Source organism: Streptomyces sp. NPDC043812 (assembly GCF_056436245.1).
Genome location: NZ_JBWKCY010000001.1, coordinates 289,377 through 304,630 on the forward strand (window position 1 = coordinate 289,377; position 15,254 = coordinate 304,630).

14 protein-coding genes are annotated in these 15,254 nt (G+C 70.9%); 8 read left to right on the forward strand and 6 right to left on the reverse strand.

What is annotated here, in order from left to right; translation table 11 throughout:
- The first annotated feature begins 93 nt into the window (after positions 1–93).
- The 6 genes from AC067Z_RS01380 to AC067Z_RS01405 all read left to right on the forward strand — a co-directional run bounded on the left by AC067Z_RS01380 (position 94) and on the right by AC067Z_RS01405 (position 7,661).
- A complete protein-coding gene (locus AC067Z_RS01380; protein ID WP_478787339.1) occupies positions 94–1,443 on the forward strand; it encodes a DUF2252 domain-containing protein in 1,350 nt (449 codons plus the stop codon).
- Between the two features lie 37 nt (positions 1,444–1,480).
- A complete protein-coding gene (locus AC067Z_RS01385; RefSeq protein ID WP_478787340.1) occupies positions 1,481–2,170 on the forward strand; it encodes a hypothetical protein in 690 nt (229 codons plus the stop codon).
- A gap of 48 nt (positions 2,171–2,218) precedes the next feature.
- Complete coding sequence (locus AC067Z_RS01390; RefSeq protein ID WP_478787341.1) at positions 2,219–3,034, forward strand: DsbA family protein; 816 nt, start codon at positions 2,219–2,221, stop codon at positions 3,032–3,034.
- Between the two features lie 126 nt (positions 3,035–3,160).
- Positions 3,161–4,810, forward strand: a complete 1,650-nt coding sequence (locus AC067Z_RS01395; protein WP_478787342.1) for an alkaline phosphatase D family protein — start codon at positions 3,161–3,163, stop codon at positions 4,808–4,810.
- A 295-nt stretch (positions 4,811–5,105) separates the two neighbouring features.
- Positions 5,106–6,107: a zinc metalloprotease gene (locus tag AC067Z_RS01400; protein WP_478787343.1), complete on the forward strand. Its 1,002-nt coding sequence runs from the start codon at positions 5,106–5,108 to the stop codon at positions 6,105–6,107.
- A gap of 27 nt (positions 6,108–6,134) precedes the next feature.
- Positions 6,135–7,661 (forward strand): serine/threonine-protein kinase, encoded by a 1,527-nt coding sequence (locus tag AC067Z_RS01405; protein ID WP_478787344.1) that lies wholly within the window; start codon positions 6,135–6,137, stop codon positions 7,659–7,661.
- 17 nt (positions 7,662–7,678) lie between these two features.
- Here the strand turns inward: AC067Z_RS01405 and AC067Z_RS01410 are convergent, their stop codons facing one another.
- On the reverse strand, positions 7,679–8,248 hold the full coding sequence (locus tag AC067Z_RS01410; protein ID WP_478787345.1) for a dienelactone hydrolase family protein: 570 nt from the start codon (positions 8,246–8,248) through the stop codon (positions 7,679–7,681).
- A gap of 87 nt (positions 8,249–8,335) precedes the next feature.
- Here AC067Z_RS01410 and AC067Z_RS01415 point away from each other — a divergent pair, with 87 nt between their 5' ends.
- Positions 8,336–9,475 carry a mechanosensitive ion channel family protein gene (locus AC067Z_RS01415; protein ID WP_478787346.1) on the forward strand — a complete coding sequence of 380 codons (1,140 nt, stop codon included), beginning with the start codon at positions 8,336–8,338 and terminating at the stop codon, positions 9,473–9,475.
- 39 nt (positions 9,476–9,514) lie between these two features.
- Positions 9,515–10,033 carry an SAM-dependent methyltransferase gene (locus AC067Z_RS01420; protein ID WP_478787347.1) on the forward strand — a complete coding sequence of 173 codons (519 nt, stop codon included), beginning with the start codon at positions 9,515–9,517 and terminating at the stop codon, positions 10,031–10,033.
- A gap of 12 nt (positions 10,034–10,045) precedes the next feature.
- Here the strand turns inward: AC067Z_RS01420 and AC067Z_RS01425 are convergent, their stop codons facing one another.
- From AC067Z_RS01425 to AC067Z_RS01445, 5 genes are all read right to left on the reverse strand, one after another.
- Positions 10,046–11,632, reverse strand: coding sequence for a Na+/H+ antiporter (locus tag AC067Z_RS01425; RefSeq protein WP_478787348.1), 1,587 nt, complete (start codon positions 11,630–11,632; stop codon positions 10,046–10,048).
- A 96-nt stretch (positions 11,633–11,728) separates the two neighbouring features.
- Positions 11,729–12,208, reverse strand: a complete 480-nt coding sequence (locus AC067Z_RS01430; RefSeq protein ID WP_478787349.1) for a GNAT family N-acetyltransferase — start codon at positions 12,206–12,208, stop codon at positions 11,729–11,731.
- Positions 12,205–13,146: an RluA family pseudouridine synthase gene (locus AC067Z_RS01435; RefSeq protein ID WP_478787350.1), complete on the reverse strand. Its 942-nt coding sequence runs from the start codon at positions 13,144–13,146 to the stop codon at positions 12,205–12,207. The genes AC067Z_RS01430 and AC067Z_RS01435 overlap by 4 nt, the downstream gene beginning before the upstream one ends.
- A gap of 17 nt (positions 13,147–13,163) precedes the next feature.
- A complete protein-coding gene (gene lspA, locus AC067Z_RS01440; RefSeq protein ID WP_478787351.1) occupies positions 13,164–13,724 on the reverse strand; it encodes a signal peptidase II in 561 nt (186 codons plus the stop codon).
- A gap of 249 nt (positions 13,725–13,973) precedes the next feature.
- Positions 13,974–14,975: a TraR/DksA family transcriptional regulator gene (locus AC067Z_RS01445; RefSeq protein WP_478787352.1), complete on the reverse strand. Its 1,002-nt coding sequence runs from the start codon at positions 14,973–14,975 to the stop codon at positions 13,974–13,976.
- Positions 14,976–15,254 lie beyond the last annotated feature (279 nt).

The following is a 15,254-nucleotide window of genomic DNA, read 5'->3' on the forward strand; positions in this document are numbered from 1 at the left end:
GCCGGGTGACGGGCGGGGCACTCCTGCGTACCTTCATGCGTTGGACGGGACGGAACCGCTGTCCCCCATGTCATGCACCGGAGGCACCCCGCGATGTCGGACCCGCAGCCCACCGCCGACCAGCGCGGCGAGGAGATCCTCGCCGTTTTCGACACCGCGTTCGGTGAGCTCCTGGCCGCCGACCCGGCCGCGTTCCGGGTCAAGTTCCGCAAGATGGCCGGGTCGGCGTTCGCCTTCTACCGCGGCACGGCCTGCCTGTTCTACAACGACCTGGAGCGGGACCAGCACAGCGGGCCGTTCCTCGACGAGCGCACCGGCCGGGTCTGGATCCACGGCGACCTCCACGCGGAGAACTTCGGCACGTACATGGACGCCAACGGCCGCCTGATCTTCAACGTGAACGACTTCGACGAAGCGTATGTCGGCCCCTTCACCTGGGACCTGAAGCGCCTCGCCGCCTCCCTCGCCCTGATCGGCTACACCAAGGCGCTCAGCGACGACCAGATCACGGAGCTGGTCCGGGTGTGCGCCGCCGCCTACCGCGAGCGCATCCACGCCCTGGCGACGGGCGCGAAGAACGACGAGGTGCCGCCGTTCACCCTGGACACCGCGGAGGGACCGCTGCTGGGTGCGCTGCGGGCGGCCCGCTCGCTGACCCGCTTCTCGCTGCTGGACTCGATGACGGAGATCCGCGACTTCGAGCGCAGGTTCGCCTCGGGCGGCGGCTCGATCGAGCTGGACGCGGCCACCCGGTACAAGGTGCTGGCCGCCTTCGACGGCTACCTGGAGACGCTCCCCGAATCGAGCCTGACCCGTCCCGACTCGTACCGGGTCAAGGACGTGGTGGGCCGCCGCGGCATCGGCATCGGTTCCGCCGGCCTGCCGTCGTACAACATCCTCCTGGAGGGCAACAGCGACGCCCTGGAGAACGATGTCGTGATCTACATGAAGCAGGCGCAGACCCCAGCCGTCTCCCGGCACATCACCGACCCGGGGATCCGTGGCTACTTCCAGCACGAGGGCCACCGCACGGTGATCTCCCAGCGGGCGCTTCAGGACCACGCCGACCCGTGGCTGGGCTGGACCGAGCTGGACGGCGCGGGCCAGCTGGTCGCCGAAGTCTCCCCGTACGCGGTGGACCTGGACTGGTCGGACATCGACGACCCGGCGGAGATCGCCGCGGTGGTCGCCGACCTGGGGCGGGCGACGGCGACGATGCACGCGGCCGCGGACGACGAGAGCGGCCACTCGCTGGTGCCGTTCTCCACGGAGCGTGCGATCGACGCGGCGATCGCGGCGGACGAGGACGGCTTCGGCGAGCTGCTGGTCGACTTCGCGCACAGCTACGGCGCACGGGCGCGTGCGGACCACCAGATCTTCGTGGACCTGTTCCGCAACGGCCGGATCCCGGGCCTGCGGGCGGCCGTGGCCCCCGGCCTTTAAGGACTCCTTACAGGCGGGCGTGGGACACTCACCGGCGATGGACATATCCGGGATGCGGCTCAGGGGGCTGCGGGCGGCGATCTTCACGGCACTGGTCGTGACGCTGTCCGCCGCCTCCCATGTGCTGCTCTCGGGCGCCCCGCTGCCGCTGGCGGCCGTCGGCGCGCTCGCGGCCGGCGTGTTCGCGGCGGCGTTCGCCCTGTCGGGGCGGGAGCGCGGATTCTGGCGGATCGCCGGCCTGCTGGTCCCGCTGGAGCTGGCCGCGGACACGGTGTTCACCGCCGGCCAGCACGCCTGTTACGGCGCCGCGGGCGGCCCGGTCACCGGGTCGCTGCGGTCCGTCGGTCTCGATGTGCTGTGCGGCGGCGGCGTCGGCTCCCAGTTGCCCGGAGTGGCCGCGGTCCCGCAGAACCATGGCCTGGGCGCCCTGTTGAACTCCCCCGACCCGGCCGTCCCGTGGCTGCTGCTCGCCGCGCATGTCTCGGTCGGGCTGCTCGCCGCGGCCTGGCTGCGGCGCGGCGAGGCGGCGCTCGCCCGGCTGTTGCGTGCGGTGGGCGTGGTCGCCTTCCGGCCGCTGCTGCTGGCGGTAGCGGCGGTGCGCACCCCGGGCCCCCTGCATCCTGCTTCCCGCCCCGGCCAGTACGCGCCCCGCCCCTCCCGTACGCGTCTGCTCGTGCACTCCGTGGGACGGAGGGGACCGCCGCGTTCGGTCGCGCTCTGCGCCTGAACCCGCAGTCCCCTCTTCTTTCCTGATGTCCCCATGGAGTGATCGATCATGAGCAAGCGCAACAGCCAGACCAACAAGGCGGCGGCCCGCGAGCGGATGCGTCTGGAGCGCGAGCGCCAGGCCAAGAAGGACAAGCTGCGCCGGCAGCTGATCGTCGCCGGTGGCGGCATCGCGGTGCTGGCGGTCGCCGGCGGTGTCGGCTACGGCATCATGCAGGCCAACAAGCCCTCGCACTGGGAGTCGGTGGCCGATGCCACCTCGGTCACGGCACCGAAGAACACCGAGGGCAAGGACGGCACGACCGTCGTCATCGGCAAGGCCGACGCGAAGAAGACGCTGGAGCTGTACGAGGACTCGCGCTGCCCGGTCTGCGCGGTGTTCGAGCAGAAGGTGGGCACGACGCTCGACAAGGACGTGGACGCCGGCAAGTACAGGGTCAAGTACATCGGCGCGACGTTCATCGACAACGGCGCCGGGGGTGAGGGATCCAAGAACGCGCTGAGTGCCCTGGGGGCCGCGCTGAACGTGAGCCCCGAGGCGTTCCTGGACTACAAGGCGGCTCTCTACTCGGAGAAGTTCCACCCCGAGGAGAACGACGACAAGTTCGCCAAGGACTCGTACCTCCTGCAGATCGCGGACTCGGTGCCCGCGCTCAAGAACAACGCCGAGTTCAAGAAGAACGTCGAGAGCGGGACCTACGACGCCTGGGCGATGAAGATGTCCGCGACGTTCGACAAGAGCGGAGTCCGCGGCACGCCCACCCTGAGGATGGACGGCAAGAAGATCACCGCGGACGGCAGCGACAACGCGCCCATGACGGCGGAGCAGTTCAACGCGGCGATGGAGAAGGCCCTCAAGGGCTGACGCGCGCCTTCCGGTCCGCCGAAGGCCGACCGGAAGGCAACCCTCCGATTGACCGTTCGGGATGGGTGGGCGAACTTTCTGCGTTCGCTCACCCATTCGTGCTACCGATCAGTAGTCTGATCGGCCGTGACCAGTCGATTTTCCTCCTCAACTCCCAGTCGCCGCACGGTCGTCAAGGCCGCCGCCGCCACTGCTGTCGCCGCACCTGTCGTCGCGGCCGCCGCCTCCTCCGCCAGCGCCGCGGACCAGGCCCCCTCCTTCCTGCACGGTGTCGCGTCCGGCGACCCGCTGCCCGACGGCGTTCTCCTGTGGACCCGTGTCACGCCGAGCGCCGATGCCGTCCCCGGATCCGGCAAGGGGGCGGACACCGGGGTGAGTTGGGAGGTCTCGGAGGACAAGGGCTTCGGCCGGGTCGTCGCGAAGGGCATCGCAACATCGCGGGCCGCCACCGACCACACCGTGAAGGTGGACGTCCGGGGCCTGCGTCCGGCGAGCGTCTACTACTTCCGCTTCACGGCCGGCGCCACCGTCTCCCCGGTCGGCCGCACCCGCACCGCACCGGCCTCCGACGCCGCGACCCCGGGTGTGCGCTTCGGTGTCGTCTCCTGCGCCAACTGGGAGGCCGGCTGGTTCTCCGCGTACCGCCATCTCGCGGCGCGTGCCGACCTCGACGCGATCCTGCATCTCGGCGACTACGTCTACGAGTACGCCACCGGCAGCTATCCGGCCCCGGAGTACGTCGTACGGCAGCACGAGCCGAGGCACGAGATCGTCAGCCTCGCCGACTACCGCATCCGGCATGCCACGTACAAGACGGACGCCGATCTGCAGGCGCTGCACGCCGCGCACCCGGTCATCGCCATCTGGGACGACCACGAGTTCGCCAACGACACCTGGGCGGGCGGCGCCGAGAACCACACCCCGGGCGCCGAGGGCGAATGGGCGGCCCGCGTCGCGGCGGCCAAGCAGGCCTACTTCGAGTGGATGCCGGTGCGGGCGTCGACCGAGGGCACCGTGTACCGCAGGCTGCGGTTCGGCAGGCTGGCCGATCTGCACCTGCTCGATCTGCGCTCGTTCCGCTCGCAGCAGTCCGGCATAGGCAACGGCGACGTCGACGACCCGGAGCGCACGCTCACCGGCCGCGCCCAACTGGACTGGCTGAAGGCGGGGCTCGCGGCCTCCGACGCGTCCTGGAAGCTGGTCGGCACCTCGGTCATGATCTCGCCGGTCGCCTTCGGCTCCCTGCCCGCCCATCTGCTCGGACCGCTGGCCGAGTTGCTGGGACTGCCCACGGGCGGGCTGGCCATCAACGTCGACCAGTGGGACGGCTACACGGACGACCGCAAGGAACTGCTCGCCCATCTGACGCAGCGCGGCATCGACAACACGGTCTTCCTCACCGGTGACATCCACATGGCCTGGGCGAACGACGTTCCCGTGAAGGCCGCGACGTACCCGCTGTCGCAGTCCGCGGCGACCGAGTTCGTGGTGACGTCGGTGACCTCCGACAATCTCGACGACATCCTCCATGTCGCCCCCGGCTCGGTCTCACTGGTCGCCCAGGCCGCGGTGCGCGCGGCCAACCGCCATGTGAAGTGGGTGGACATGGACGGGCACGGCTACGGCGTCCTCGACGTCACCGCCGAGCGCACACAGATGGACTACTACACCGTCTCGGACCGGACGAAGCAGGACGCAACGTCCGCCTGGTCCCGCTCCTACCGCACGTTGAGCGGAACGCAGAAGGTCGAGCGCGTGAATCAGCCGGTGCGCTAGCCGGCAGCGAGGGGCACTTTTCGGCCAACTGTCGAACTGTTAACGGAAGATCACATCACTACGGCGGGTGGCGTGTTCCGCAGCACGAATGCGGACACACCACCCGCCGTTGGCATGCCATCCGTTACGTGCAGATCTCACGTGCTGGACATGGCCAAAAATTTTCTCCCCGATGTCCGTAATTACTTCATGAACGAATGGGCTTGATCGATCCTCATCAAGATCTGACATGCACCCGTAATCTCCCCGCGGTGGCCAAGAAGGCCCCTCCCCAACCCCCCGCGAGGAGACGTCAATGCGAGCTCTTGCCCGTATATCCCCCCGTCTGCCCCACCGTGCAGTCGGTACGGCGATCATGGCCGGAACCCTGGCCATCGCTCCGTTCTCCGCCCCCGGCAGCGTTGCCGCCCCCAAGTCCGCGGTCTCTGCGGCCTCATCCGCCGACAAGTGCGCCGAGGAGGCGCCCGCGAGTGCCTCCGCCCGGGAGACCCGCCCCGGCGCCGGCCACGCCCACGAACCCAACGAGGTCACCGAGGCCAAGGCGAAGGCCATGGACACCGACCTGAAGAAGAGACTGGAATCGGCGCGTACGAGCGCCCGCGGCTTCTCGGCGGCCGCCGCGACCAGCATCCCGGTCTACTTCCACGTCATCCACAGCGGCTCGACCGGCAAGCTCACCGCCACCCAGATCAACAACCAGCTCGCCGTCCTCAACGCCGCCTACGCGGGCCACGGCACCGGAAACACCGACTCCGGCTTCCAGTTCACGCTGGCCGGCACCGACTACACGGACAACGCCTCCTGGTACAACCTGTCCTCCGGTTCGACCGCCGAGAAGCAGATGAAGTCCACCCTGCGCAAGGGCGGCGCGGGCGCGCTCAACTTCTACACGGCCAACCTCGGGGGCGGACTGCTCGGCTGGGCGACCTTCCCGTCCTCGTACAAGTCGAGCCCGTCCATGGACGGAGTCGTCGTGCTCGACGCCTCGCTGCCCGGCGGTTCGGCCACCAACTACGACGAGGGCGACACTGCCACCCACGAGGTCGGCCACTGGATGGGGCTGTACCACACCTTCCAGGGCGGCTGTAACGGCAACGGCGACTACGTGGCCGACACCCCCGCCGAGAAGAGCGCCGCGTACGCCTGCCCGACCGGCCGCGACACCTGCACCAACAAGACCGGTGTGGACCCGATCCACAACTTCATGGACTACACCTACGACGCCTGCATGTACCAGTTCAGCGCGGGCCAGGTGCAGCGCATGAAGGACCACTGGACCGCATACCGGGCGGGCTGACCGATCCGGTTGCTCTAACCTGGCGCCATGAATGCGCCGGGGGACCTGGTCGACGAGCGTTTCGAGCTGATCGAGAGGCTCGGCAGCGGAGGAATGGGCACGGTGTGGCGGGCCCGCGACACCGTGCTCCACCGCGAAGTCGCCCTGAAGGCGGTCAGGTCCGACGCGGGTGCGTCCGGCGCCGTGCGCGAGCGTGTTCTCCGCGAGGCCCGGGCGCTCGCGCGGCTCAGTCACCAGCATGTCGTCACGGTCCACCACATCGTGGACAGCGATCCGCATCCGTGGATCGTCATGGAACTGGTCGAGGGCACGAACCTCCAGGACCGGCTCGAGAGGGGACCGCTGACGCCGGCCGAGGCGGCACGCACCGGCCGGCAGGTGCTCTCGGCGCTGCGCGCGGCGCACGCGGCCGGTATCCAGCACCGGGACGTGAAGCCCGCCAACGTACTGCTGCGGACCGACGGCACCGCGGTGCTCACCGACTTCGGCATCGCCGCGCTGCAGGGTTCCAGCTCTCTCACCGCGACCGGTGAACTCGTCGGCTCCCCCGAGTACATGGCGCCGGAACGCATTCGGGGCCGTGATGACGACCCCGCATCCGACCTGTGGTCCCTCGGGCTGGTCCTCTACGTGTGCGTGGAGGGGGTGAGTCCGCTGCGCCGGGGAACAACCCTGGCCACGCTGGCGGCCGTGCTCGACGAGGAGGTGCCGCCACCGGTCCGTTCGGGGGCGCTGACCCCCGTCCTGCAGGCGCTGCTGGTGCGTGATCCGGCAGGCCGTCCCGACGCCGCCCGTCTGGACGCGATGCTCGCCCACGTGGAGTCGGGCGCCGCCCCGCCATGGGCGCAGCCGACGATGACGAGGACGGCGCCGCCCGCCCACTTCCCGCCGGTGCCCACGCAGTTGGACAGCCCGCGGCCGACGGTTCCGCAGCCCCAGCCCACCGTTCCGCCGCCGGCCCGGCGCGGCAGCCGCACCCCCGTCGTCGTCGCCGTCATCGCGGTGGCGGTCGCGATCACCGCCGCGACCGCGCTGGTGCTGGCGCTCCGCGAGGGAGGGACGGACACCTCGGGCGGTACGACCGAGGGCAAGGGCAGTTCGTCCCCGGCGACGCCGTCCGCGACGCGCACTTCCGCGAGCCCGAGCCCGTCGCCGTCACCCACCCCGTCGCCCACTCCCACTCCCACACCGTCCCCGTCGGAGAGTCCGAGTACCGCACCGCCCGCCGGGCGGTGGATCGCCCAACTGTTCTCCGAGCCGGTCGGTTCCGGGACCGCCGAGCGCGACCTGCGGCTCGCGAGGGTCCGCGAGACGGTCCCCGAGGCCCAGTTCGTCCGCAGCGACGACTACGCCTCGCTGCGGCCGGGCTTCTGGGTCATCTACGCGCCAGGCCCGTTCACCGACGGCAGGGCCGCACTGGACTTCTGCGCGGAGCGGGGCCGGACCACTCCGAACGCCTGCATGGGCCGCTACTTGAGCGCGAGCGCGGCGGACTACGGCCTGCAGTGCCGGCCTCCGGCGAGCAGCCCCACGGGACGCTGCACCCGGCCCTGATCCGCCGGGGCGGGGGGCTACAGCGTGTCGAGGAATCCGAGTGCGACCCGCCAGGTCCGCTCGGCCGCCTCCTCGTCGTAGTCGGGCAGACCGGGATCGGTGTAGAGGTGGCCTGCGCCCGGGTAGCGATGGATCTCCACGTCCGCGCCCGCCCGCTGCATCTGCAGGTACCAGCTGTTCAGCCAGTCGTCGGGCTCCGACGGGTCGGGGCTCGCGACGTGCAGCTGCACCGGCAGCTGGTCCACGGTCGTGCCCTGCGCGATGTCGGACGTACCGTGCAGAAGCAGCAGTCCGCGTGCCTTCTCGTCCCCGAGCGCGAGGTTCTGGGCGATCGCGCCGCCGAGGGAGAACCCGGCATACACCAGACCCGCATCGGAGTACGGCGCCGCGGCCGTGATCGCGCGGCGCAGCAGTTCCTCGTGCCCGATCCCGGCCCTGATGTCCCGGGCCTCCTCGACGGTCTCCGCGGTTTGCCCGTCGTACAGGTCGGGCACGCGAACCTCGTGCCCGGCGGCCCGCAGCCGGTCGGCAGCGGCATGCACGGCAGGCCGGAGACCGAAGGTGGAGTGGAAAAGGATGATGTTCATCCGGCAATCCTGCCAGCCGCGTTCGGTCTCCCGGGCCCGCCCCACGGCCCTCGAAAGGGCCTTTCCCCACGGAGTCGGTAGGGAGACATGGAGAACGTATTGCGCCCGTTGACCGTCCTCGGCGGCTCGGTGGTGCTGACGCTGCTCGTCGGCTGGGCCGTCGACCGGCTGCTGCGCCGCGTGGACGCCCGCCATCCGGAAACCCCGCTGTGGGGCCTGCTGCGCCGCTGTCGGCTTCCGCTGCAGGTCGTGCTCCTCGGCGCGCTGATGCGGGCGTCGTACGGCGAACTGCACCTGTCCGTCGTCGCACGGCACGGGGCGGGCATCGGCCACGTCCTGTCGCTCGTGCTGATCGGCGCGAGCGCCTGGCTGGTCGTTCGCATCGTCTCCGCTGCTGTGGAGTCGACCTATGCCCGCTACGCGTCCTCGACCCGGGACCCCGCGCGCGTCCGGCGGGTGCGCACCCAGGTCACGCTGATCATGCGGATCGTCACCGCCGTCGCCGCGGTCGTGGCGCTCGCCGCGATGTTGCTGACCTTCCCCGGCATGGAGAAGATCGGCGCATCGATGCTGGCGTCGGCGGGCATCATCGGCATCGTCGCGGGTGTGGCGGCGCAGTCCACCCTCGGCAATCTCTTCGCCGGGTTCCAGATCGCGTTCGGCGACATGGTGCGCATCGGCGACACCGTCGTGGTGGACGGCGAGTGGGGGGTGGTCGAGGAGGTGACGCTCACCTTCCTCGCCGTACGGACCTGGGACGAGCGGCGCATCACGATGCCCGTGTCGTATTTCACCTCCAAGCCGTTCGAGAACTGGTCCCGCGGCGGTGCTCAGATGACGGGCACGGTCTTCTTCCACCTGGACCACTCGGCGCCCGTGGCGCTGATGCGGGAGAAGCTGCGCGAGATGCTGGAGGACTGCCCCGCGTGGGACCGCCGCGACTGGAGCCTCGCGGTCACGGACACCACGCCGAGCACGATCGAGGTGCGGGCGGTGGTGACCGCGAAGGACGCGGACGACATCTGGACGGCGCGGTGCACGATCCGCGAGCAGATGGTCGCCTGGCTGTGCGAGAAGCATCCGTACGCGCTGCCGCGGATAGCGACGTCGGCGGCGTCCCTGCCGCCGTCCGGCCAGTGGCCCACTCCTGCCGCCGCCCCTGAGGCGTACGTCCCGGCCGCCGAGCTGCCGTCGCAGGAGCCCCCGCCGCGCACGGGCCGCGGCTGACGCCTCCGGTGGTGCCTCCGCCCGGCCTACCCTGGGAAGGTGACCTCCGTGCCGCAGCGACTGGTCTGGGCCGTGGAGCAACTGGGCATCCGGCCCGGCGACCGCGTCCTGGAGATCGGCTGCGGCTCCGGCGTCGCCGTGGACATGGTCGCCCAGCAGTTGAGCACCGGCACCGTCACGGCGATCGACCGCTCGGCCACGGCGGTCGACGCGGCCCGGCGGCGCAACGACGCCCATCTCACGGCCGGGCGTGCCACGGTCCGGCATGTCGCGCTGGCCGAGCTGAACCCCGACGGCCGGCACTTCGACAAGATCTTCGCGGTGAACGTCAACGTCTTCTGGACGACCGCCGCCGACCGTGAACTGGCCCTGGTGCAGCGGCTGCTGGCGCCGGGTGGCACGTTTGCGCTGTTCTACGAGCCACCTGCCCCCGAGTGCGCCCACGAGCTGGAGGCGGTGCTGCTGCCGAAGCTGTCCTGGCCCGAGGCCACCACGGTCAGTGCGTCCGGACGGACCGACCGCTCGACACTGCTGTCGGTGCGAGTGACCGTGCGCTGAGACCACGGGCGCTCACCGCATGCTGCGCACATCCAGATGCCGCAGTACCCGGTCCACGATCTCCGGGTTCGCACCGGGCTCGTTGCGCGCCGAGAGGACCTCGTGGCGTGCAGCCGACATCATCTCCCGCTGGATGCGTTGCACCGCCTTCTGCCGTTGGGCGCGCTTGGCGAACCACTCGCGCCGCTCGTCGTCGACGATGTCGGGGCTGATACGCGCCCCGATGTCGAACGCGCCGCGCAGCAGCCGCTCGCCGACCTCCTCCGGGAGCTCCTCGACCGCCTCGATCTCCTTGAGCCGCGCCTTGGCCGCCTTCGCCGCGCGGAGCGCGAGGCTGCGCTCCAGCTCCCGTTCGGCATCGGTGTCGGCCCGTACGCCGAGGCGCCGTACCAGCCACGGCAGGGTCAGGCCCTGGCAGACGAGGGTCGCCATGACGACGGCGAAGGCGATGAAGATGATCACGTCCCGGCCGGGGAAGTCCTCTCCGGCGTCCGTCCGCAGCGGAACCGCGAGAGCCAGCGCGACCGATGCCACGCCCCGCATCCCGGACCACCACATCACGATCGTCTCCCGCCAGCCGGTGGGGATGTCCTCGTCGTAGTCGCGCCGGGTGTGCATCCGCTTGGCGAGCCAGGCGGCGGGCAGCAGCCACAGCAGCCGTACGCCGACGACGACGGCGATGACCACCGCGCTCCAGCCGAGCAGCTCCCCCAGCCGGCCCTCGGCGGTGTCGAAGACGTGGTGGAGCTCCAGCCCGATGAGCCCGAAGGCCACTCCGGTGACGAGGATGTCGACGATCTCCCAGAAGGTGTTCCCCGCCAGGCGGCCCATCACGTCGTCGGCGTCCGCGGTGTGCTCGGCGAGGAACAGGGCCGTGGTGAGCACGGCGAGGACGCCGGACCCGAGCAGCTCCTCCGCCAGTACGTAGCTGACGAACGGCACCATCAGCGAGAGACCGACCTGCAGGGTCGCGTCACCGAGCAGGCTCATCAGCTTGTTGGACAGCCAGCCGAGTGCCAGCCCGACCGCCACGGCGACGACGGCGGACAGCACCAGCTCCCCTGCCGCGGCACCCCAGGAGAACTCTCCGCTGACAGCCGCCGCGATCGCCACGTGGTACAGCACGATGGCCGTGACGTCGTTGAACAGCCCCTCCCCCTCCATGATCGACACCAGTCGGCGGGGCAGTCCCAGCGAACCGGCGACCGCGGTGGCCGCGACCGGGTCGGGCGGGGCGATCAGCGCCCCGAGGGCGACGGCGGCGGCGATCGGCAGACCCGGCACGACCGCGTGGGCGACGGCGGCGACCGCCGCGGTCGTGACGAACACGAGCGCGACGGCGAGCAGCAGGATCGGCCGGGCGTTGGCGGCGAACTGCCGCCAGGAGGTGCGCTGCACGGCCGCGTACAGCAGGGGCGGAAGGAGCAGCGGGAGGATGAGTTCGGGCGGCACGTCGACGCTCGGCACGAACGGCAGGAACGCCAGCACGATCCCGACGAGGGTCATCAGTACCGGCGCCGGCAGCCCGAGCCGCTGCCCGAGCGGCACGGTCACCACCGCGCCGAACAACAGGACGAACAGCAGCGCCAATTGGTCCACGATGCGCCCTCCGGCAGCTCGAAACCCCGAGGATCAAGGTCTCAACCCTGCCACGCAGGCTCCGCGAAGCCGTCCGACACCGCGGGCCGGACCCGTTCAGGCGTGCAGGTGGCGCCGCATGGACCGGTGCGGGATACCCGCGTCGAGGAACTCCTCGCCGTACGCCTCGTACCCGAGCCGCTCGTAGAAGCCGAGCGCATGCGTCTGTGCGTGCAGATCGACGGCGGCGAGCCCCCGTCCGCGGGCCGCGCCCTCGATGGCGTGCACCAGCGCCACACCCACGCCGAGCCCGCGCGCGTGCCTGCTCACGGCGAGGCGTCCGAGCGAGCCGACCGTGAGGTCGCCGCCGGTCTTCCCGGCCGCGGCCGGGCCGTGCAGCAGCCGCCCGGTGCCCAGCGGCACGCCGTCGTCGCCGACGGCGAGGACATGGATCGTCTCCGCGTCCTCGGCGTCGTACGCGTCGTACTCGATGTCCTCGGGCACCTGCTGCTCGGCGACGAAGACCTCTTTGCGGACCGCGAAGCATGCCTCGCGGTCGGCGGTGCCGATCGCGAGGCGCACGGTGTATCCGCTCATGCGCTCTCCGCCGCGATCTTGTCCAGAGCCTGCTGCAGATCGTCCGGGTAGTCGCTCGCGAACTCGACCCACGACCCGTCCGAGGGGTGCTCGAAGCCGAGCCGCACGGCGTGCAGCCACTGACGGGTCAGCCCGAGCCGCTTGGCCATCGTGGGGTCGGCGCCGTACGTCAGGTCGCCCACGCAGGGGTGGCGGTGCGCCGCCATGTGCACCCGGATCTGGTGCGTGCGCCCCGTCTCCAGCTTGATGTCCAGCAGCGACGCCGCCCGGAACGCCTCGATGAGGTCGTAGTGCGTCACCGACGGCTTGCCCTCGGCCGTCACGGCCCACTTGTAGTCGAGGGTGGGGTGGCGGCCGATGGGGGCGTCGATGGTGCCGCTCAGCGGGTCGGGGTGGCCCTGCACCAGCGCGTGGTAGCGCTTGTCGACCGTGCGCTCCCGGAACTGCTGCTTCAGCAGGGTGTACGCCCGCTCCGACTTGGCGACCACCATGAGTCCGGAGGTGCCGACGTCGAGCCGGTGCACGATGCCCTGTCGCTCGGCGGCGCCGGAGGTGGAGATGCGGTAGCCGGCGGCAGCGAGCCCGCCGATCACCGTGGTCCCGGTCCAGCCGGGACTCGGGTGCGCGGCCACGCCGACCGGCTTCACGATGACGACGATGTCGTCGTCGTCGTGCACGATCTCCATGCCCTCGACGGGCTCGGCCACGACCTGTACCGGCGCGGGTGCCTGCGGCATCTCGACCTCGAGCCACGCGCCGCCTTGCACGCGCTCGGACTTGCCGACGACCGAGCCGTCGACCTGCACCTTCCCGGCGGCGGCCAGTTCGGCCGCCTTCGTGCGGGAGAACCCGAACATGCGGGAGATGGCGGCGTCGACGCGCTCGCCCTCCAGACCGTCGGGTACGGGCAGGGTGCGGATCTCGGGAAGGGTACTCACCCGTCGAGTATGCCTTGTCAGTCCTTGTGGACCGTCCCGTCGGGGTCGAGGCCCTTGAACGACAGCAGCACGATCAGGACACCGCCGCAGACGATCGCCGAGTCGGCGAGGTTGAAGACGGCGAAGTGCGCGGGCGCGATGAAGTCCACGACCGCGCCCTCGAAGACACCGGGCGACCGGAAGATCCGGTCGGTGAGATTGCCGAGCGCACCGCCCAGCAGCAGGCCGAGCGCGATGGCCCACGGCAGGCTGTACAGCTTTCGCGCCAGCCGGACGATCACGATGATCACGGTCGCCGCGATGAACGTGAAGATCACGGTGAAGGCCTCGCCCATGCCGAAGGCGGCGCCGGGATTGCGTACCGCCTCGAACTTCAGCAGATCGCCGATGATCTCGATCGGCTCGTGGTGCTCCAGCTTCTCCACCACGATGATCTTGCTGAACAGGTCCAGCAGATAGGCGACGAGTGCCACGAGGAACAGCGCGAGAACCCTGTGCCTGCCCTTGGGCTGCTCGGCGGGCGCAGCCGCCTCGTCGTCAACGTCTGGCGTACCGATGATGCGCTCCGCCTCTGCCACGTGAGTCCCTCAACCTAGGTGCCTGACAAGGGGACCGTCCGGCGGCCCGGACGGGAAGCGCCGTCGGGTGCATGGGTCCCCGGGCCCGAAGAGCCCGGGGGAACGCATCGCGTGCCGCCGGAGCACCCTGACGGCGGAGCCGTGCGGGCATTTCGACAACGCGGCGAGGTACCGTGCCGGACGTCGTGGCCCCGGCAAAGATCCACCGGACAGCCCCTAGGCACGAGGGTACGGCACACGCGTCCGGCGTCAGCCCCGCCGTTCCTGCTTCTGCTTGCACTCCACGCACAGGGTCGCGCGCGGGAACGCCTGCATACGGGCCTTGCCGATCGGGTTGCCGCAGCTCTCGCACAGGCCGTAGGTCCCGGCGTCCAGCCGCTGCAGCGCCCGCTCGGTCTGCTCCAGCATCTCCCGGGCGTTCGCGGCCAGGGCCATCTCGTGCTCGCGGGTGATGTTCTTCGTACCGGTGTCCGCCTCGTCGTCGCCCGCGCCGTCGCCGGAGTCGCGCATGAGTCCGACGAGCGCCGTCTCCGAGGAGGTGATCTCGGCGGTGAGGCGGGCCGACTCACCCGCCAGCTCCGCCCTGGCCTCGGCGACCTCCTCGGGGGTCCATGGATCCTCGCCGGGCCGTACCGCCAGCTCGCCCGGAGGCGTCGCCGCCGCCGTACGGGCCGTGGGCACCGCCACCGCGCTCCCGGCTGCGGTCTTCTTCGCTCCCACCGTCCTGGCTCCTGTCTGTTCCGCGGCCTCGGCCGCCCGCTCGGCCGCGCTCGCGGCCTGCTTCGCGCCCGCCTTCTTGGCGGTCGCCGTCTTCTTGCCGACGGTCTTCCTGCCCGCCACCGTCTTTCTGCCCGCGGCCTTCCCCACCGCGGCAGCCTTCTTGGCGGCGGACGCCGAGCGCTTCCGCGCAGGCTTCCCGGCCGTCGTCGCGGGGTGGGGTTCTGCCGTCGGCGCCTTGCTCTGAGCCGCCTTGCGGCCGGAGGCGGACGCCTTCTTCGTGGGCGGGGCGTTCTCCTGAGGGGGAACGTCCGGGAGCGTCTTCGACGCCGGGGGCTTCTTCGCCTTGCCGTCCGGCCCCTGCTCCGCCGTGGTCCTGCGGGCCGACGCCTTCTTCGTGTGCGCTTTCCCCGACTGCTCCGGCGTGGACTTCCGGGACACGGTCCCGGACGGCACGGACTCCTGCGACGCTCGCTCCGGCATGGCGGCGGAACGTGCTGACGCCGTCTTCTCGGCGGTCTTCTTCGCCACCATCACCGCGGCCCCTTCACATTTTGTGATCTTGCTCGCGAATCGTGCTGGGACGATAAATCGACACCAGCCCCGCGGCAACGGGGCACGCCGCCGGTTCGGCCCGCCCCGGGCTGCGAGGAGCCGGGCCTGCCTCCGTTGTGCCCAGCTCCCCGCCCCGTAATCCGCCGCGAACGGCGTCCGTGCACCTCGTCGGCCGCCGTATGGCATTCGGCTCAACCCCCGCGGCCCGGTGACGGCCGCCGAAAACCGGTCGGCCGCCCCTCAGCGGGGCCCGTACAC